At 73.0% G+C, this 18,358-nt stretch carries 15 protein-coding genes; 6 read left to right on the top strand and 9 right to left on the bottom strand.

What is annotated here, in order from left to right; all coding sequences use genetic code 11:
- Positions 1–888 carry a formyltetrahydrofolate deformylase gene (gene purU / locus CRM73_RS08995; RefSeq protein ID WP_229587441.1) on the top strand — a complete coding sequence of 296 codons (888 nt, stop codon included), beginning with the start codon at positions 1–3 and terminating at the stop codon, positions 886–888.
- A gap of 112 nt (positions 889–1,000) precedes the next feature.
- On the opposite strand, the gene CRM73_RS09000 is transcribed toward purU, so the two are convergent.
- The 4 genes from CRM73_RS09000 to CRM73_RS09015 all read right to left on the bottom strand — a co-directional run bounded on the left by CRM73_RS09000 (position 1,001) and on the right by CRM73_RS09015 (position 5,854).
- A complete protein-coding gene (locus tag CRM73_RS09000) occupies positions 1,001–1,681 on the bottom strand; it encodes an MBL fold metallo-hydrolase (protein WP_109243192.1) in 681 nt (226 codons plus the stop codon).
- Positions 1,678–2,841, bottom strand: a complete 1,164-nt coding sequence (locus CRM73_RS09005) for an S-(hydroxymethyl)mycothiol dehydrogenase (protein ID WP_035923485.1) — start codon at positions 2,839–2,841, stop codon at positions 1,678–1,680. Before CRM73_RS09005 ends, CRM73_RS09000 begins: the two co-directional genes overlap by 4 nt.
- A 133-nt stretch (positions 2,842–2,974) precedes the next feature.
- On the bottom strand, positions 2,975–5,443 hold the full coding sequence (locus CRM73_RS09010; protein ID WP_229587428.1) for an FAD-dependent oxidoreductase: 2,469 nt from the start codon (positions 5,441–5,443) through the stop codon (positions 2,975–2,977).
- Positions 5,444–5,491: 48 nt separating this feature from the next.
- Positions 5,492–5,854, bottom strand: coding sequence for a bifunctional 3-phenylpropionate/cinnamic acid dioxygenase ferredoxin subunit (locus tag CRM73_RS09015; protein ID WP_115163415.1), 363 nt, complete (start codon positions 5,852–5,854; stop codon positions 5,492–5,494).
- Positions 5,855–6,205: 351 nt separating this feature from the next.
- Here CRM73_RS09015 and CRM73_RS09020 point away from each other — a divergent pair, with 351 nt between their 5' ends.
- The 4 genes from CRM73_RS09020 to CRM73_RS09035 all read left to right on the top strand — a co-directional run bounded on the left by CRM73_RS09020 (position 6,206) and on the right by CRM73_RS09035 (position 11,594).
- Positions 6,206–7,396: an FAD-dependent oxidoreductase gene (locus tag CRM73_RS09020; protein ID WP_229587429.1), complete on the top strand. Its 1,191-nt coding sequence runs from the start codon at positions 6,206–6,208 to the stop codon at positions 7,394–7,396.
- Positions 7,397–7,473: 77 nt separating this feature from the next.
- On the top strand, positions 7,474–8,673 hold the full coding sequence (locus CRM73_RS09025; RefSeq protein WP_229587430.1) for an aromatic ring-hydroxylating dioxygenase subunit alpha: 1,200 nt from the start codon (positions 7,474–7,476) through the stop codon (positions 8,671–8,673).
- On the top strand, positions 8,663–10,612 hold the full coding sequence (locus CRM73_RS09030; protein ID WP_229587432.1) for a BCCT family transporter: 1,950 nt from the start codon (positions 8,663–8,665) through the stop codon (positions 10,610–10,612). The genes CRM73_RS09025 and CRM73_RS09030 overlap by 11 nt, the downstream gene beginning before the upstream one ends.
- 136 nt (positions 10,613–10,748) lie before the next feature.
- On the top strand, positions 10,749–11,594 hold the full coding sequence (locus CRM73_RS09035; RefSeq protein WP_229587434.1) for an IclR family transcriptional regulator: 846 nt from the start codon (positions 10,749–10,751) through the stop codon (positions 11,592–11,594).
- Positions 11,595–11,661: 67 nt separating this feature from the next.
- On the opposite strand, the gene CRM73_RS09040 is transcribed toward CRM73_RS09035, so the two are convergent.
- On the bottom strand, positions 11,662–12,522 hold the full coding sequence (locus tag CRM73_RS09040) for a hypothetical protein (protein ID WP_229587436.1): 861 nt from the start codon (positions 12,520–12,522) through the stop codon (positions 11,662–11,664).
- 220 nt (positions 12,523–12,742) lie between these two features.
- Between CRM73_RS09040 and CRM73_RS09045 the strand changes: the two genes are divergently transcribed.
- Positions 12,743–13,417, top strand: coding sequence for an SDR family oxidoreductase (locus tag CRM73_RS09045; protein ID WP_017833553.1), 675 nt, complete (start codon positions 12,743–12,745; stop codon positions 13,415–13,417).
- Between the two features lie 49 nt (positions 13,418–13,466).
- Here the strand turns inward: CRM73_RS09045 and CRM73_RS09050 are convergent, their stop codons facing one another.
- The 4 genes from CRM73_RS09050 to CRM73_RS09065 all read right to left on the bottom strand — a co-directional run.
- Entirely contained in the window at positions 13,467–14,582 is a 1,116-nt protein-coding gene (locus tag CRM73_RS09050) for an NAD(P)-dependent alcohol dehydrogenase (protein WP_229587437.1), read from the bottom strand.
- A 196-nt stretch (positions 14,583–14,778) separates the two neighbouring features.
- Positions 14,779–15,249 carry a hypothetical protein gene (locus CRM73_RS09055; protein WP_229587438.1) on the bottom strand — a complete coding sequence of 157 codons (471 nt, stop codon included), beginning with the start codon at positions 15,247–15,249 and terminating at the stop codon, positions 14,779–14,781.
- Between the two features lie 427 nt (positions 15,250–15,676).
- On the bottom strand, positions 15,677–17,311 hold the full coding sequence (locus tag CRM73_RS09060) for an ATP-binding cassette domain-containing protein (RefSeq protein ID WP_229587439.1): 1,635 nt from the start codon (positions 17,309–17,311) through the stop codon (positions 15,677–15,679).
- Positions 17,312–17,680: 369 nt separating this feature from the next.
- Positions 17,681–18,358 (bottom strand): MFS transporter (locus CRM73_RS09065; protein ID WP_229587440.1); only part of this gene is annotated, 678 nt, incomplete at its 5' end.

The following is an 18,358-nucleotide window of genomic DNA, read 5'->3' on the forward strand; positions in this document are numbered from 1 at the left end:
CTGCAGCCGCAGGCCGTCACCACCGCTCCACCCACGACGGAGCTGGCGCTGACCCTCGACTGCCCGGAGAGACCGGGGATCGTGCACGCCGTCAGCGGGGTGCTCCTGGAGCACGGGTGCAACATCGTGGAGCTCACCCAGTTCGACGACCGGCGGCTGGGCCACTTCTTCATGCGCGTGCACGTCGCCTCCGCCACGGAGGACGGCCTCGACCCCGAGGCCCTCCGGGCGGACCTGGCCCCGGTGGCCGAGCGGTTCGACATGCGCTGGGAGCTCAGCGAGCACGGGGCGAAGCGGCGGGTGCTGGTGATGGTCTCCAAGTTCGGCCACTGCCTCAACGACCTGCTCTTCCGCGCCCGGACCGGGGACCTGCCCGTGGACATCGTCGCGGTGGTCTCCAACCACCGCGACCACCAGCGCCTCGTCGAGTGGCACGGCATCCCGTTCTTCCACGTGCCCGTCACCCGGGACACCAAGCCCGAGGCCGAGGCCCGGCTGCTGGAGCTCGTGGACCGCTTCGAGGTGGACCTCGTGGTCCTGGCCCGCTACATGCAGGTGCTCAGCGACTCGCTGGCCACCCGGATGGAGGGACGGGTGATCAACATCCACCACTCGTTCCTGCCGTCCTTCAAGGGCGCCAAGCCGTACCACCAGGCCTACGAGCGCGGGGTGAAGACCGTGGGCGCCACGGCGCACTACGTCAACGCCGAGCTGGACGAGGGCCCGATCATCGCGCAGCAGCTCGTGGACGTGGACCACACCTACGGCCCGGAGGACCTCGTGGCCGCGGGGCGGGACACCGAGTGCAAGGCCCTGTCCAACGCCGTGAAGTGGCACTGCGAGGGCCGGGTCATCCTGCACGGCAACCGCACGGTCGTCCTGCGCTGAGCACGCACGACGGAGCGCCGCCCCCGGGGATCCCGGGGGCGGCGCTCCGTCGTGGGTGCTCCGGGACGTCGTGCGTGCTCCGGAACGTCACCCGGGCCGGCCTCCTGCCGGCTCAGTGGCCGCGGTCGATCCACTCCTGCAGGTGGGGGGCCTCCGCGCCGATCGTGGTGGTGTCCCCGTGGCCGGTGAGCACCTCCGTGGTCCCCGGCAGCGTGAGCAGCCGGTCCCGGATGGAGTCGACGATCGTGGGGAAGTCCGAGTACGAGCGGCCGGTGGCGCCGGGACCGCCCTGGAAGAGGGTGTCCCCGGAGAACAGCACTCCGCCCTCGCCCAGGTCCGGCGCCCAGAAGCACACCGAGCCCGGCGAGTGGCCCGGGGTGTGCAGCGCGGTGAGGCGCACCCCGCCCACCGAGTAGACGTCACCGTCGCGGATGATGCGGTCGAAGCGGCGGGCGGGGTGGACCTGCTCCCAGAGCATCGTGTCGTCCGGGTGCAGGTGCACCGGTGCCCGCAGCTGCTCGGCGACCTCGACGACGGCGCGGATGTGGTCGTCGTGGCCGTGGGTGAGCAGGATGGCCACCACTGCCCGGCCGCCGACGGCGTTCACGACCTGCTGCGGGGCGTGGGCCGGGTCGATGACCACGCACTGCTCGTCGTCGCCCACGATCCACACGTTGTTCTCGACCTCCCAGGTGCCCCCGTCCAGGGAGAACGTCCCCGAGGTCACCAGGTGCTCCACCCGGACCCGGCCCGTGGCGTCCGTGCGCTGCCCCACATCCTGCCGCGCGGTCATCGGGCCGCTCCGGCCGGGGCGGTCACGCCGGTCTCCAGGCCACGCTCCTCCGCGCCGGTCGCCGAGCGGTCCAGCTCCACGACGGAGCGCAGGACGGTGCCGGCCTTCATCTTCGCGAAGGCCTCCTCGACGTCGTCCAGGCCGATGCGCTCGGTGACGAACCCGTCGAGGTCCAGCCGGCCGAGCCGGTACTGGTCCACCAGCATCGGGAAGTCCCTGGAGGGGAGGGTGTCGCCGTACCAGGCGGACTTGATGGACCCGCCGCGGCCGAAGACCTCGTCCAGCGGGATCTCCCACGTGGTGCCGGGGGCGGGCACCCCGACCAGCACCATCCGGCCGGCCAGGTCACGGGCCTCGAACGCCTGCTTGAAGGTGGGGGCGATGCCCACGGCGTCGATCACCAGGTCGGCGCCGTTGCCGCCCGTGAGCGCCCGGATCGCCGCCACGGGGTCCTGCTCCTTCGAGTTGACCACGTGGGTGGCGCCGAAATGCTCCGCGGTGGCCAGCTTCTCGTCGTCGAGGTCCACGGCCACGATCGTGGTGGCCCCGGCCAGTGCGGCACCGGCGACCGCGGCCGCCCCGACCCCACCGCAGCCGATCACGGCCACGGACTCCCCGCGCTTCACGGCGCCGGTGTTGAGCACCGCGCCGATGCCGGCCATCACGCCGCACCCGAGCAGCCCGACGGCCGCGTACTGGTGCGGTTCGAGGTCGGCCTCGATCCTCGTGCACTGCCCGGCGGCGACGAGGGTCTTCTCGGCGAACGACCCGATGCCCAGGGCCGGGGTCAGCGGGGTGCCGTCCTCGAGCGTCATCCTCTGGGTGGCGTTGTGGGTGGCGAAGCAGTACCAGGGCTCGCCCCTGCGGCAGGCCCGGCACTCGCCGCACACCGCTCGCCAGTTCAGGATCACGTGGTCGCCCACGGCGACCTCCGTCACCCCCTCCCCGATCGCCGACACCACGCCCGAGGACTCGTGGCCCAGCAGGAACGGGTAGTCGTCGCCCACCCCGCCCTGGACGTAGTGGTGGTCGGTCTGGCACACCCCGCAGGTGAGCACGTCCACCAGTACCTCTCCCGGTCCGGGGTCCGGCACCAGGATGGTCTCCACACTGACCGGCTGGTTCTTGCCCTTGGACACCACGCCCTTGACCTTGTGCATGCTGGAACTGCCTTTCGTCGTCGTCGGCACCGGTAACGGTGCTCGATCGCAGAAGTCGTACTGGGAAGTCCCGAGGTCGGGACGAAGAGCCGCGGCCGGAGCGGCGCACGCCCCGGCCGCGACGGCAGGGGCCTCAGCCGCGGATGCGCTCCATGCCGGGGTCCACGAGCGGCTCGGCGCTGACCGTGGCGGGGACGCGCTCGCCGAGGTACTCGATCTCGACGCCGTCCCCCTCGGAGAGCTCCGGCGGGAGCCAGGCATAGGCGACCGGGCGGCCCACGGTGTGGCCGAAGACGGCGCTGGTGACGTAGCCGGCGGCGGCGCCGTCCACGTACACGGGCTCCTTGCCCATCACCACGGAGCGGCCGTCGTCGACCGTCAGGCAGCGCAGCCGGCGCCGCACCTGGCCGTCGGAGGCCACGGCCGCCGACCCCACGAACTCGCCCTTGTCCTTCTTGACGGCGAAGTCCAGTCCCGCCTCCAGGGCGGTGTGCTCCGTGGTCATGTCGGTGCCCCAGGACCGGTAGCCCTTCTCCACGCGCAGGCTGTTGAAGGCGGCGCGCCCCGCGGGGACGATGCCGAACTCCTGGCCCGCCTCGTGCAGCAGGTCCCACAGCCGCAGTCCCTGGTCCGCGGTGGTGTACAGCTCCCAACCGAGCTCGCCCACGTAGGAGAGGCGCATCGCGGTGACCCGCAGGCCGCCCACCCGGATCTGCTTGGTGCGGAAGTACTTCAGGCCGTCGTTGGACAGGTCGTCGCGGGAGACCTTCGCCATGACCTCCCGGGCCTTCGGCCCCCACAGCCCGATGCAGCAGGTCTCGGCGGTGGTGTCACGGACCAGGGCCCAGGCCGTGGGGTCCGCGGCGCTCTGCCGGGTGGCCTCGGCGGACAGGTACGCCACGTCCACGCTGCTGTTGATGCCGGCCTGGAACAGGTTCTCGCCGAGCCGGGCCACGGTGATGTCGCTGCGGATCCCGGCCTTCTCGTCCAGCAGGAGGCAGTACGTCACGGCGCCCGGCTTGCGCAGGACGTTGCCGGTGGTGAGCCGCTGCAGCAGAGCGGCGGCCCCGGGACCTTCGACGGTCACGCGCTTGAGCGGGGTCATGTCGTACATCGCCACGGCGGTGCGGGTCTTCCAGGCCTCGACCGCCGCGATCGGCGAGTGGAACCGGGCCGCCCACGGCTCGCGCTCCGGCTCGCGCCACTCCTCGGGCAGCTGCTCCAGGAGCGCGGCGTTGGACTCGTACCAGTGCGGGCGCTCCCACCCGTGGCTCTCCAGGAAGAACGCGTCGAGCTCCAGCTCCCGGGGATAGAAGGGGCTGACCCGCAGGTTGCGCGGCGACTCCCGGGGCTGGAGGGGGTGGAGGACGTCGTAGATCTCCACGAAGTTCTGCTTGCCCGTCTCCTCGACGTACTCCGGGGAGAGCTGCACGTCGTCGAACCGGGTGGCCTCGCAGCCGTGCAGGTCCGTCTCCGGAGCGCCGTCCACCAGCAGTTCGGCCATGGCCTTGGCCACACCCGAGGAGTGCGTGACCCACACGGCCTCCGCCACCCAGAACCCGGCGAGGTCCGGGGACTCACCGATGAGCGGGCCCCCGTCCGGGGTGAAGGAGAAGATGCCGTTGAAGCCCTCGGCCACCTCGCTGCCGCGCAGGCTCGGCAGGAAGCGCCGGCTCTCGGCCCACTGCTCGGTGAAGTCCTCGGGCGTGAAGTCCAGGCGGGAGGGCATCCGGTCGTGGGCGATGTCGCGGGGCGCGTAGTGCGGCAGGTCGGCGAGGTCCACCGGGATCGGGCGGTGGGCGTAGGAGCCGATGCCGATCCGGTCCCCCCACTCCCGGTAGTAGAGGTCCGCGTCCTGGTGCCGGAGGATCGGCAGGGTCGCGCCGTTCGGGGCGTCGTGCTTGCCGACCAGCTCCGGGACCGCGGAGGTGAAGACGTACTGGTGGGCCAGCGGCTGGAGGGGGCACGGCATGCCGGCCATCTCGCCGATCGCGGGTCCCCAGAATCCGGCGCAGGAGACGACGATGTCCGCCGGCACGGTTCCGTCGGACGTGGTCACGCCGGTCACGCGGCCGTTCGAGCGCTCGATGCCGGTGACGATCGTCTCGGCGCAGTAGGTCACGCCGGCGCGCGTGGTGCGCTCGATGAGCACCTGCACCGCCTTGGCCGCCAGGGCGAGCCCGTCCGTCGGCACGTGGTAGCCGCCCAGCACCATCTCGGGATTGACCAGGGGATGCTGCGCGAGCACCTCCTCGGGGGTGAGCAGCCGGCCCTCGATCCCCCAGGAGGCCGCGTAGCCCACCTTGCGCTTGAGCTCCTCCAGCCGCGCCGGCGTGGTGGCCACCTCGAGACCGCCGACCTGGTTGAAGCAGCCCAGGGAGACGAGCTTCTCGACGGTGTACCGCGCGAAGTGGGTCATCGTCCGTGACGGGTTCGTCTGGTAGACGAGTCCGGGCGCGTGCGACGTCGAGCCCCCGGGAAGGGGCAGCGGACCCTGCTCGAGGACGGTGACGTCCGTCCAGCCGCGCTGGACGAGCTCGTCGGCGAGGTTCGTGCCGACGATGCCGGCGCCGATGATGACGACGCGAGGGGTGGTGCTCATGGGGCGGTTCTCCTGACCTGCGGATGTCGTGCGGGGGCTCGGCCGGGTTCAGCTCGGCCGGGACTCGTGGCCGTTGACGGTGAGACCGGGCGGCAGGTTCGGTGCCTCGGACGACTCCTCGACCATGATGACGCCGTCCACGACGCTCACCTCGTGGGCCCGCACCGGCAGCTTGGCCGGAGGGGCGTCCACCGCGCCGGTGCGCAGGTCGAACTTGGACGCGTGCAGCGGGCACTCCACCTCGCACCCCTCCACCCAGCCGTCGGCGAGCGAGGCGTCCTGGTGGGTGCAGGTGTCGTCGATGGCGAACAGCTCGCCCTCCTCCGTGTGGAAGACGGCGATGGGCGGGACGGTGTCGAGGCGCAGGGCGTCACCGGGGGCGAGGTCCTTGAGGGGGCAGGCCTGGTGCATCGGAGCGGATCCTTTCCTGAGGTGGCTCGGGCCTGCTGTGCCGAGCGTTGCCACCTCGACCGCACTGCCTCACGATGAGCAACAAGTGTTGCAATGTGCAACATCGTGAGGACTTCCACCGAACCCTGTCAAGAGCCGGGGCCCACCCGGAACCCGCGCCGGGCCGCACGGGGACGCAATGTAAATTCCCCGGGTCGAATTCGCCGGACCCCTTGACGGGGCCGGTGACGAGGTTCACGCTGATTCTCACATTGTGAGCCGTGTTGCACGAAGCGCACAGGACGTCCGGACTTCGGACCTCCCCGCCCTTGCTCCGGGTCATTCAGGACGAAGATCTGAAAGGGGTCCCTCATGGAGTCCCTCGTCATTGTCGGAGCGTCGCTGGCGGGCCTGTCCGCCGCCCGGGCCGCCCGGAACCTCGGGTTCGCCGGACGACTGGTGATCATCGGTGATGATCCCCAGCGCCCCTACGACCGCCCACCGCTGTCCAAGGACTTCCTCGCCGGCCGGATCGAGCTCGAGGACCTGGCCCTGGAGACCGACGACGAGGCCCTGGAGGCCGAGTGGATCCTCGGGACCCGGGCGGTGTCCTTCGACGCGACCACCCGCCTGGTGCACCTGGAGGACGGGCGGTCGGTGCGCGCCGACGGCCTGGTGATCGCCACCGGGGCCTCGCCCCGGTCGCTGCCGCAGCTCGCCGGGAGCGCGAACGTGGTGAGCCTGCGCACCGTCGCCGACGCGCAGAGGCTCCGCGGGCTGCTGACTGCCGGGCGGCGGCTCGTGGTCGTGGGCGCCGGCTTCATCGGCGCGGAGGTCGCCTCCACCGCCCACGCCCTCGGTCTGGACGTCACGGTGCTGGAGAAGTCCCCCACCCCCCTGTGCGGCCCGCTGGGCACCGAGCTGGGCGGGGTGGTCGCCGGGCTGCACGAACGCGCCGGCGTGGAGCTGATCTGCGGCGTCGACATCGAGGAGTTCGAGTTCACCGGCGGGTCGGTCAGCGCGGTGCGCCTGGCCGGCGGCCGGGTGCTGCCCGCCGACGTGGTGGTCGTGGGCATCGGCGCGGCGCCGAACACCGCCTGGCTGGAGGGCTCCGGGATCGAGCTGGGCAACGGCGTGCTGTGCGACGCCGTCGGGGCCACCAGCATCCCCGGGGTCGTCGCCGTGGGCGACTGCGCCGCGTGGTGGGAGCCGGGCACCGGCCGCCACCACCGGGTGGAGCACTGGACCGGGGCCGCCGAGCGCCCGGCGGTGGCCGTGGGCGCCCTGCTGGGCGCCGACCCGGCCGGGCTGCCCGCCGTCAAGCCCCCCTACTTCTGGTCCGACCAGTACGGCACCCGCCTGCAGTTCGCCGGCGACGCCTCCCGCGCCGACCGCGTGGCCTACGAGCACGGCGGCCCGGACCAGGACTCCCTGCTCGCCGTCTACTACGCCGGGGACGAGCCGGTCGCCGTGCTCGCCTGGAACCAGACGAGGCTCTTCTGCCGCTGGCGCAAGACCCTCGAGAAGCTCGCCGTCGCCGCGGTCCAGTCGCTCGCGGCCTGACCGCCCACGCAGCCCTGCCCCTCCTCCTCCCTCTCCCACCCCGCGCTCTGCGCACTGTCCGAACCCAGGAGTTCGTGTTGTCGATCAACGTTGTCTCGGAGTCCCTGATCTCCACCCTGCCCGGCTCCACCTACGTGGACGAGGCAGTCTTCCGCGCCGAGCAGGAGCGCATCTTCGAGCAGATGTGGTTCTGCGCCGTGCGCGCCGCCGACCTGGACAAGCCCGGAGCCTTCCGCACCGTCCAGGTCGGGCGGGAGTCCATCATCATCACCCGCAACCGGAAGCACGGCATCCGGGCGTTCTACAACATCTGCCGCCACCGCGGCGTGAAGCTGTGCATGGAGGACGCCGGCGAAGCCGCGCGCTCCTTCCAGTGCCCGTACCACGCCTGGACCTACGACTTCGACGGCAAGCTCATCGCCGCCCCCAACCTCACCAAGATGCCCGACATCGACCGCCAGGAGTACGGCCTGGTCACCATCCCGGTCCGCGAGTACCTCGGCTACGTCTGGGTCTGCCTGGCCGAGAACCCTCCGTCCTTCGAGGAGGACGTCATGGGCGACATCCAGGAGCGCCTCGGGGACACCCAGGCCATCGAGGGCTACGACATCGCCAACCTCTCCCTGGGCCGGCGGATCACCTACGACGTGAAGGCCAACTGGAAGCTCATCATCGAGAACTTCATGGAGTGCTACCACTGCGCCACCATCCACCCCGAGCTCACGGAGGTGCTGCCCGAGTTCGCCGACGGCCTCGCCGCCCAGTACTTCGTCGGCCACGGCGCCGAGTTCGGCGACGACGTGCGCGGCTTCACCATCGACGGCTCCGAGGGCCTCGACAAGCTCCCCGGCGTCGACGACGACCACGACCGCCGCTACTACGCCATCACCGTCAAGCCCACCGTGTTCGTCAACCTCGTCCCCGACCACGTCATCATCCACCGCATGTTCCCGCTGGCTCCGGACCACACCGTCGTGGAGTGCGACTGGCTCTACCTCCCCTCGGTCGTGGACTCCGGCAAGGACGTCTCCACCTCCGTGGAGCTCTTCCACCGCGTCAACCAGCAGGACTTCGACGCCTGCGAACGCTGCCAACCCGCCATGAACTCCAAGATCTACGCCACCGGCGGGGTCCTCGTCCCCTCCGAGCACCACATCGGCGCCTTCCACGACTGGATCACCGACAAGATCGGCGACGTCGTCGAGACGGCGCCACGCCGGCCCTCCGGGACCGGGCCGCAGCACCTGTTCCCGGGAGGGGATCACGATGAGCACTGAGAATCCACCACTGGTTCCGTCGTCGGACGCGGAGGCCCCGCCGGCCTGTCCCGTCGACGACACGACGCACCTCCACGAGGCGGAGGCCGAGGAGACCCAGATCCTCGGCGAGCTCAGGGAGGGGGTCCAGGAACGGCGCAGCGCGCTACAGGGAGAGCCCCGGGGCCTGGACAAGGTGATCTTCGGTGTGACCGGCGCCCTGGTCGTCGCCTTCGTGGTCTGGGGCTTCGTCGGCACGGAGAACCTGTCCACCGTCTCGACCGCGGCGCTCGGGTGGGTCCTGGAGAACACCGGGTGGATCTTCGTGCTGCTGTCCTCCCTGTTCGTCGCCTACGTCCTGTGGCTGGCCCTGGGCCGGTTCGGCAACATCCCGCTGGGCAAGGACGGCGAACGGCCCGAGTTCAGGACCGTCTCGTGGATCTCCATGATGTTCGCCTGCGGCATGGGCATCGGCCTGATGTTCTACGGCGTCGCCGAGCCCCTCTACTACTACATCTCCCCGCCGCCGGCCACGGTCGACGCCGGCACGGCCGAGGCCGTCGAGACGGCCATGGCCACGTCGCTGTTCCACTGGACGCTGCACCCCTGGGCCATGTACGCGGTGCTCGGCATCGCCATCGCCTACGGCACCTTCCGGCTGGGCCGCAAGAACCTGCTCTCCGAGGCGTTCGTGTCCCTCTTCGGGCGGCGGGCGGTCGACGGCGTCGGCGGCAAGATCATCAACATCCTGGCCATCTTCGCCACGCTCTTCGGCTCCGCGGCCTCGCTCGGGCTGGGCGCGCTCCAGATCGGCAGCGGTCTGCAGTTCAACGGCGTGGTGGGCGAGGTGGCCACCCCGATGCTCGTGCTGATCATCGCGGTGCTCACCTTCTGCTTCGTGGCCTCGGCGGTGTCGGGCATCGAGCGCGGCATCCAGTTCCTGGCCAACACCAACATGGTGCTCGCGGTGGTCATGGCCCTCGTCGTCTTCGTCGTGGGGCCCACCCTGTTCATCCTCAACCTCATCCCCAACGCGATCGGCTCCTACCTCCAGCAGCTGCCGGAGATGGCCGCCCGCACCGAGGCCTCCGGCGGCGAGGACATGCGCGCGTGGCTGTCCAGCTGGACGATCTTCTACTGGGCCTGGTGGATCTCCTGGACGCCGTTCGTGGGCATGTTCATCGCTCGTATCAGCCGCGGTCGCACCATCCGCCAGTTCGTCACCGGCGTGCTGCTGGTGCCCTCCCTGGTGTCCCTGCTGTGGTTCGCCGTCTTCGGCGGCAGCGCCATCCACATCCAGCGGACGGCGAACGCGACCCCCGACCCCGGCGACGGGATCGCCACGGTCGTCGACGGCGTCCCCACCATCTCCTTCGACGGCGCGATCTACGACATGTTCAACAGCCTCGGCACGCCGCAGGCGCTGACCATCGGCCTGGCGGTGCTGGCCATGGTGCTCACCGCCATCTTCTTCGTCACCGGTGCCGACTCGGCGTCCATCGTGATGGGCTCCCTCAGCTCCCGCGGGAGCCTCGAGCCGTCGAAGCCCGTCGTGATCTTCTGGGGCGTGCTGATGGGGGCGGTCGCGGCCGTCATGCTCCTGGCCGGCGGTGACACCCCCGCGGAGGCGCTGGGGGGTCTGCAGCGGCTCACCATCGTCGCCGCGCTGCCGTTCGTCCTCGTGATGTGCGTCCTGTGCATCGCCCTGACCCGCGACCTGCGCGCCGACCCGATGTGGCTGCGCCAGCGGCTGTCCGACTCCGTGGTGCGCCGCGCCATCCGCACCGCCGTGGACGAGTACGGGCACCAGAAGTTCACCCTGGTCACCCAGGAGAGCACGGATCCGCCCACGGGCCAGATCCAGGCCGTGGACGCCACGGCCGCCGGTCAGCCGATCTACGCCCGGGTGAAGGGCCAGGAGAACGGCCAGGTCCGGAAGAAGAAGGCGTCCCGCCCATGACGCCGCGGGACGGTCCGGGACGCGCCGGGCCCGCACGGCACGTTACCGGGCGCCCGGCCCGCTCCACCCCGGCGGGCCGGGGTGGAGCGGGCGGAGCGGACGGAGCGCGACAATGACGATTGACTACCATGGAGTCATGTCCTCCCCCGGCCCCAGACCCCCGACCGCCCCCGACGCCACCAAGGAGCAGCCCGGCACGGACGGGGTCACCCCGGGGGGCGTGCAGTCCGTGGACCGGGCCATCACGGTGCTCGAGGTCCTCGCCCGGACCGGCGGTTCGACGGTGACCGAGGTGGCCGCGGAGCTGGGCGTGCACAAGTCCACCGCGTCGAGGCTGCTCGGCGCCCTGGAATCCCGGGGCCTGGTGCACCACCCGAGCGACGGGAGCCCGTATCAGCTCGGGTTCGGCATCCTTCGGCTGGCGCACGCGATCCCCGGCCGGCTGAGCGTGGTGGCCGAGGCGCGCGACGAGGTCCGCGGCCTGGCCCGGACCCATTCCGAGACGGTCAACCTGGCGGTCCTGCGGGAGGGCCACGCCGTCAACGTGGACCAGGAGATGGGCCCCTCCTCGGTCGCGACCCACGACTGGATCGGGAGCCTGACCCCCCTGCACGCCACCGCCAGCGGGAAGGTGCTGCTGTCGGGGCTGCCGTCCGACGAGAGGGCCCACGTCCTCCGCGACCAGGGCATGCCGGCCCTCACCGCGCGCACGATCACGTCGAGGGAGCAGCTGGAGCGACAGCTGATCGACGTGGTCGCCCGGGGCTACGCCACCGTGTGCGAGGAGTTCGAGATCGGGCTGAACTCCGTCGCCGTGCCCGTGCGGGACCATCTCGGCACGGTCATCGCCTCGATCAGCGTCTCTGGACCGGCGTTCCGGTTCACGGAGCAGCACATGGCCGACCTGGTCGAGGACCTCAAGGAGGCCGGCCTGCGGGTCAGTCGGCGCATGGGGTACGCCCCGCTCGACGACTCCGCGTAGCAGCATCCGCGCCGCCACGCCCCTGGCACGACGTGGTCCACGGCGCCCGGGACGGCCTCTCGAGCACTCAGGCGCGGAAGGAGGCGATCATCGCCTCGACCTGCCGGTGCTGCTCCGATCCGGCGTACTCCCGGGCGGCCTCGAGCGTGGGGAAGTCGTGGACCGAGCTGAAGATCACCGTCCGGTAGGTGATGCCGTTGGGCGCGACCACCCCGGTCTCGACCATCCCCAGGCCGTACAGGACGTGTGGCAGCATCGTGGTGGGCGGAGGGGCGTCCGCATCGGTCAGCGAGGTCACGAGCCGCACGGCGTCCGGCCAGCCGTACGCGTTGCGCAGCTCCGGCGAGGACATCAGGTCCATGGCCACGGAACGCACCACGAACTCCCCGCTGCTGGACAGCGGCACGCTCCCCGGGACGTCCCCGAGGTGGGCCACCGGCGGCATCGAGCAGTCGGGGCCGCACTCGGCGCCCCAGGCGATGAGGACCGACAGGTGGCCGACGGGAGCACCGTCCGGCCCGAGCACCGTCACCGTGCCGCCGACGTCCGAGAAGTCCCCGTCCACGCTCCACGTCGCGGGCAGCTCGAAGGAGAAGGCGGCGTCCGCGGCCGTGCCGGAGTAGGTCACGAGCTCCGCGGGAGCCCCAGTCGGACTCGCCGTCGGGCTCGCGGTGGGCGTGCTGGTCGGGGCCTCCGTCGGACCGGCCGTCGGGTTCTCGGCGGTCGGCGACGGGCTCTCCGTGGCTGGTTCTGTGGCTGGTTCCGTGGCCGTCTGGGACTCCGCCGCCGTGGCGGCCGGCGACGCGGCCGGGCTCGTGCCCTCGGCGGAGGGGTCCCCTCCGGACGGGGTGCCGCAGGAGGCCAGGAGGAGCAGGGCCGCGGCGGCCGCGCCCAGCGCCCGGGTCGATCGTGACGTGGTCGGTGACATGTGGACGGCCCCCCGATCGCGGAGCACCAGCGCCCCGGGCGTGCGCCCGGCCCGGCTCCGAGGACTGCAGGCTACGCCGCCCGGTTCGCGGTCGGCAACGGCGGGCGGCGGGTGCCCGGCGATCGTTGTGGGATCGCAAATTCCTGGGCGCTGTCGGAGAGCGTGGGTACGCTCGGGGCACGGCCCGCTCCGGGGTCGCACCGGGGACAGGAGTGGGGCCATGGACCTGAACGGCGCGAGGATCCTCGTGGTGGGGGCGACCGGCGTCCTCGGACGGCGGCTGTGCGAACGGCTGAGCGAGCGCACCACCGACATCGTGGTGACGGGCCGCTCCGCCTCCGCCGCGGAGGAGCTGCGGCGCGGTCTCGGCCTGCGCGCGGCCCACGCCCTCGACCTCGTGGACCACGACGAGGCGGCGGAGGTGGTGCGCCGCGCGGCCGAGGAGCTCGGCGGGCTCGACGCCGTGGTGATCGCCACCGGGGTCGCCGCGTTCGGCCCCGCGGCCGACGAGGACGAGGCCGTCGTGGAGGAGCTGTTCGAGGTCAACGCCCTCGGTCCCATGGCCGTCATCCGGGCGGCCCTGCCCCACGTCGCGGACGGCGGCGCGATCGCGGTCCTCACCGGTGTGGTCGCGGAGCTGCCGCTGGCCGGGATGGCCGGCTACGCCGCCAGCAAGGCGGCCATGGCCTCGTGGCTGGGGTCGCTGCGGCGGGAGCTGCGCCGTCGTCGGATCGCGGTGATGGACGCCCGGCTGCCGCACATGGACACCGGGCTCGTGGACCGGGCGCTCACCGGCCTGCCGCCCCGGCTGCCGCCGGGGCACAACGTGGACGACGTCATCGCCGCGGTGGAGCGCGGCCTCGAGCGCGGCGTCCACGAGCTGCGGATCGACTGAACCGGGTGCCCGTGCCCGCCGGGCCCGCCGCGGCGGTGGGGGCACCGCGTCACCGGGGCATGCGGATGACGGGCTTGACCACGTCGCCGGACCCGCTGTCGGCGAGGGCCTGTTCGATCTCGTCGAGCTCGTAGAAGCGCACCAGCTCGTCGAAGGGGAACCGCCCCTGCCGGTGGAGGTCGATCAGGGCGGGGATGAACTTCCCGCTGCGGCTGCCGCCGCCCAGGACCCCGACGATCCGCTTGCCCCACAGCGCGTGCATGTGGTCGAGGCTGAAGCGCGCCTGGGCGGGCGCGCCGCCGATGAGCACGAGCGTGCCCAGCATGCCCACGCAGTCCGCGGCCTGCTCCACGACGGGGACCACCCCGGTGCACTCGAAGGCGTAGTCGGCGGAGCCGCCCGTGATCCGGGCGACCTCCGCGACCACGTCCGTGTCCCGGGAGTTGATGACGTGGGTGGCCCCGTAGCGGGTGGCCAGCTCGAGCCGGGAGTCGTGCAGGTCCACGGCGACGACCGTGGTGGCGGCGGTGCAGCGGGCGGCCATGATCGCGGCCAGTCCCACGGCCCCGACGCCGAAGACCACCAGGGACGAGCCCGGCTCCGGGCGGGCCTCGTTGAGCACCGCGCCGGCGCCCGTGCCCAGCCCGCAGGCCAGGGGTCCGAGCAGCTCGAGCGGCACGTCGTCGGGCGCCTTCACGAGGGCGTCGGCGAGGACGATCGAGTGGGTCGCGAAGGACGACTGGCCGAAGAAGTGCCCGGAGACCTCCGAGCCGTCCGCCCGCGTGTAGGCCGAGGTCCCTGCGTCCTCGCCCCGGAAGCGGCGGCCCGAGACGAGAGCCTCCCCGGTCCGGGCGCAGTAGCGGGGCTGCCCGTCCAGGCAGTTGCGGCACGCTCCGCACGAAGGCCACCCGATGACGACCCGGTCGCCGGGCACGACGGCGCCGACGCCCTCGCCGACCCGTTCCACGATCCCCGCGCCCTCGTGGCCCAGGATTCCCGGCAGCGACAGCGGCATGTCGCCCGCACGGGTGATGGCGTCGGTGTGGCAGACCCCGGTCGCGACGATCCGGACCAGCACCTCCCCGCGGCCGGGTTCGGCGAGCTCGACGTCCTCCAGCTCGAACGGGGCCCCGATCCCCTCGACGACTGCGGCGCGGATCCTCATGGTGTCCTCCTCGGCACTCCCGGTGCGGTGACGCGGCTCACGCGCCCCCTGCTCGGCAGTCTAGGGGCGGGCACGGTCTCCGGGGGAGGTCAGTCCCGACCGGACAGGACGAGGCGGCCGGAGCCGATCCGCACGGGAGGCGGCGGACGGCCCGCGGGCGGCCGCGGCGCACTCCTCCTGCAGGAGGAGCGACGGGTCAGCCGTGGCCCAGGTCCCGCATCTGCTCCGGGGTGAGCCGGCCCCCGTTGGCCGCCGCGGCCTCGAACGTCGGCAGGTGGATCTCCTGGGAGGCGCTGCGCAGGTTGGTGAAGACGCGGGTCAGGGGTTCGTCCCCGCGGACCTCCTCCAGCAGCCGGTCGTAGAGCGCGATGTTGTCGGTCTCCCAGGCCGCCCAGGCGGTGGCGGCGGCCTCGAGGTCGGTGGGCGCGGAAATCCGCCCGGTGTAGGGGTTCGGCGGGACCGTGACACCGAGCCGCTCCAGCTGGCGGGTCAGGGCGTCGACGTGCTGCTCCTCGGCGGCCTGGATGCTCGCGTACGGCTCGACGGGTCCGAACTCGTCCACGACCGCCCGGTACTGCGCCGAGGCGGCGTACTCGCCCTCGGGGGACATCAGGGCCTCCCACGCGGCCGCGGCCACGGGGTCGGCCGGGGCCGGAGGAGTCGACACCGAGGGGACCGCCCCGGCAGCGCCCGGGGCGGGCGCCGTTCCGGGCTGCGTCGTCGGACCCGTCGCGGTCGGGCCCGGCGACGCGGGGCTCGTCGTCGCCGGGCTCGACGGGCTCGACGTCGGGACGGTGCCGTCCCCGGTCGGCGGGGAAGCCTGCGGACCGCAGGCGCTGACGGCCGTCACGAGGAGCACCGCGGCGGCCGGGACGATCAGTCTCTGGTGCATGATCCGTTCTCCATCCTGGGAGGAGCGGCCCGGCGGGGTCGCTCGTCTCGACAGTCTGCGGTGACGCCGATCACAACATACCCCAGGGGGTATGCGGGAGCAAGAGGTGTGACGCTGCCGCGCTCCTCTGTGACGACGTCCGACCGACCCTCTGCTCCGCGGTCCGGGGCCGGCCCGTCCTGCCCCGCCCACGGCGGGGCCGTCACAGCGTCAGCCGCGGCCAGCCCTTCGTGTCCCGCAGGAGCTGCCGGTCGTGGGTGGTCAGCACCACGGCAGCGGCCGTGGCGGCGAAGGCCTCGGTGAGCTCGTCCACGAGGGGGATCGAGAGGTGGTTGGTCGGTTCGTCCAGCAGCAGCACGTGCGGCCGGGACGCCAGCACCACGGCCAGCTCGAGGCGCCGCCGCTGCCCGGCCGACAGCTCCGCCACGGGGCGTCCGCGGTCCCGCGCCGCCAGCAGCCCCAGGGACTCCAGGGGGGCCACCTCGTGCTCGGCCAGACGGTCCGCGAGCACGAGCCGGACGAGCTCCTGCTCGTAGACCTCCTGGGCCGAGCGCGCCCCGTGCCGAACCCCGCCCTGCAGCAGGTGGCCGATCCGCGCCCCGGGGGCGGCGGTGCGCCGCCCCGGGTCGGGAGCCAGCGCACCGCCGAGCACCTGCAGCAGGGTGGACTTGCCCGCACCGTTGGGGCCTGCGACGACCAGCCGGTCCCCGGACTCCAGCACCACGTCGACGGGCCGGAGCAGCCGGCCCGTGACCGCGACGCCCTCGGCGCGCACCAGCTCGACGCCGGGCAGCGCCGGCAGCTCCGGCACCGACAGCTCCAGCGGGGGCTCGGGGACGTCCACGCGGTGCCGCTCGAGGTCCTCCTGCCGGCGGTGCACCGAGCGGACGAGCCCCGGGGCGCGGGTGGCGCGGGTGTGCTTGCCGGTGCCCTTGTCCGGGCGCCATCCGTCGACCAGGCGGGAGCGGGCGCGCTGGAGGTTCCCGGCCAGCCGGGCGTGCTCGGCCTGCTGCTCCCGGTGGTCGTGGATCCACCGCGAGCGCTCGGCGGTCCGGCCGGCGCGCCAGCCCGCCACCCCGCCCCCGTACCACCGCGGGCGGCCGTCCCGGCTGGGGTCCAGGTCCAGGACGATGTCCACGACCTGGCCCAGCAGCCGCCGGTCGTGGCTGACCAGGACCACGCCGCCGCGGAACTCGCGCAGCGCCGCCCCCAGGTGGGCCAGCCCCGCGGCGTCGAGGTGGTTGGTGGGCTCGTCCAGCAGCAGGAGGTCGTGGACGGTGCCGAGCAGACAGGCCAGGCGCACCCGGTAGCGCTGGCCCACCGAGAGGGTGCCGAGCACCCGGGAGCGGTCGGACACGGCGTGCAGGGCCTGCAGGGCGAGGTCCACCCGCCGGTCGGCGTCCCAGGCGTCGAGGGCCTGGGCGACCGCCAGCGCCTGCGCGTACTGCTCCGGGGCGCCCGGCCGGTCCGCGGCGAGGGCGCGGGCGGCGGCCTCGACCTGCGCCACCGCGGTGTGCTCGGCGGCGAGCTCGAGGTCCAGGAGGTCCCCCACGGTGCCCTCGGGCGGCACGGGCAGCTCCTGGTCGACCACGGCGAGCGTGCCGGTGCGGCGGACGGTGCCGGCGTCCGGGAGGAGGGCGCCCGAGAGCACCTCCAGCAGCGAGGTCTTGCCGCGGCCGTTCTCCCCCACCACGCCGAGGCGGGTGGTGGGGGTGATCGTGAGGTCGAGCCCGTCCAGGACGGTGCGGGAGCCGCGGACCACGCGGATCCCGGTGGCGGTCAGCTGGGCGTGCTCGCCCGCGGGCACGGCGGGACGGTGGACGGGAACGGCGGACATGCTTCCTCCGGGCTGCGGAGCCGCGCGCGGCCGGACGGCCGGGGCTCCTGACGAGGGGACGGGTGGGCAGGACGACGGACCGCCGCGGCGGACGCGCGGCGGGATCCGGAACCCGTCAGAGGAAGAAGTGGTGGAACATGGTCGCTCCAGGATAGCCCGGGACCGCCGGCTCGGGAGAGCCAGGTCGGACCCACCCACTTCGCCGAGCCCCCACCCCCAGCTCACCCCGAGCGCCGAGTCCCCCATCGCTCGCCGGATCCCCAGAACTTTGTGGGGGACCCGGCGCACAACGTGGGGGCTCGGCGGAGTGAGTGGCTGCGACGTGGGGACTCGGCGGGCGGGGCGGCCGGGAGAGCAGCGGGCCCCAGGTCAGGGGGTCCGGCGCTCCCGCAGGACGCCGGCCATCAGGGCCGCGACGAGCGCGAAGACCGGGACCACGAGCAGCGCCGCCCGCAGCCCCACGGCGTCGGAGAGCACCCCGACGGCCGGGGACAGGCCGAGGAAGCTGATCCGCATCAGCCAGCTGACCAGGGCCAGGCCCGTCCCGGCCCGCAGCCCGGGGATGTCGTCGGCGGCGTGGAAGGCCGCGGGCACGAGGGTGGCGCAGCCGAAACCGGCCAGCGCGAAGCCCGCGACGGCCGGGGCCGGCGCCGGGGCGAGAACCACGAGCAGCATCCCGGCCGCGCTCAGGGCGGCCCCGGCGCGGACCACGGCGGCACGGCCCCAGCGGTCGGTCATGGGGTCGCCGAGCATCCGGCCCACGAACTGCGCTGCCATGAGCGCCACGAGCCCGAGCCCCGCGGTGGCCAGCGGGGCGCCCAGCTCGGCGTTCAGGTACACGGCCGACCAGTTCTGCCCGGCGTCCTCGACCATCACCCCGGCCATCGCGATCACGGCCACGGGCAGGAGGCTGACGACGACGATGCGCCCCGCCGACCGCCGCCCCGTCCCGGCGGGCCCGGAGCCGGGGTCCAGCCGGGAGCCGGTGGTGCCCGGGCCCGTCGTCGTCGTGCCGTCCGGCGGCGGGTCGTCCGAGCGGACCGTGCG

The sequence above is a fragment of the Kocuria sp. CCUG 69068 genome, from assembly GCF_020833785.1.
In the GTDB taxonomy this organism is placed as follows: domain Bacteria; phylum Actinomycetota; class Actinomycetes; order Actinomycetales; family Micrococcaceae; genus Kocuria; species Kocuria rosea.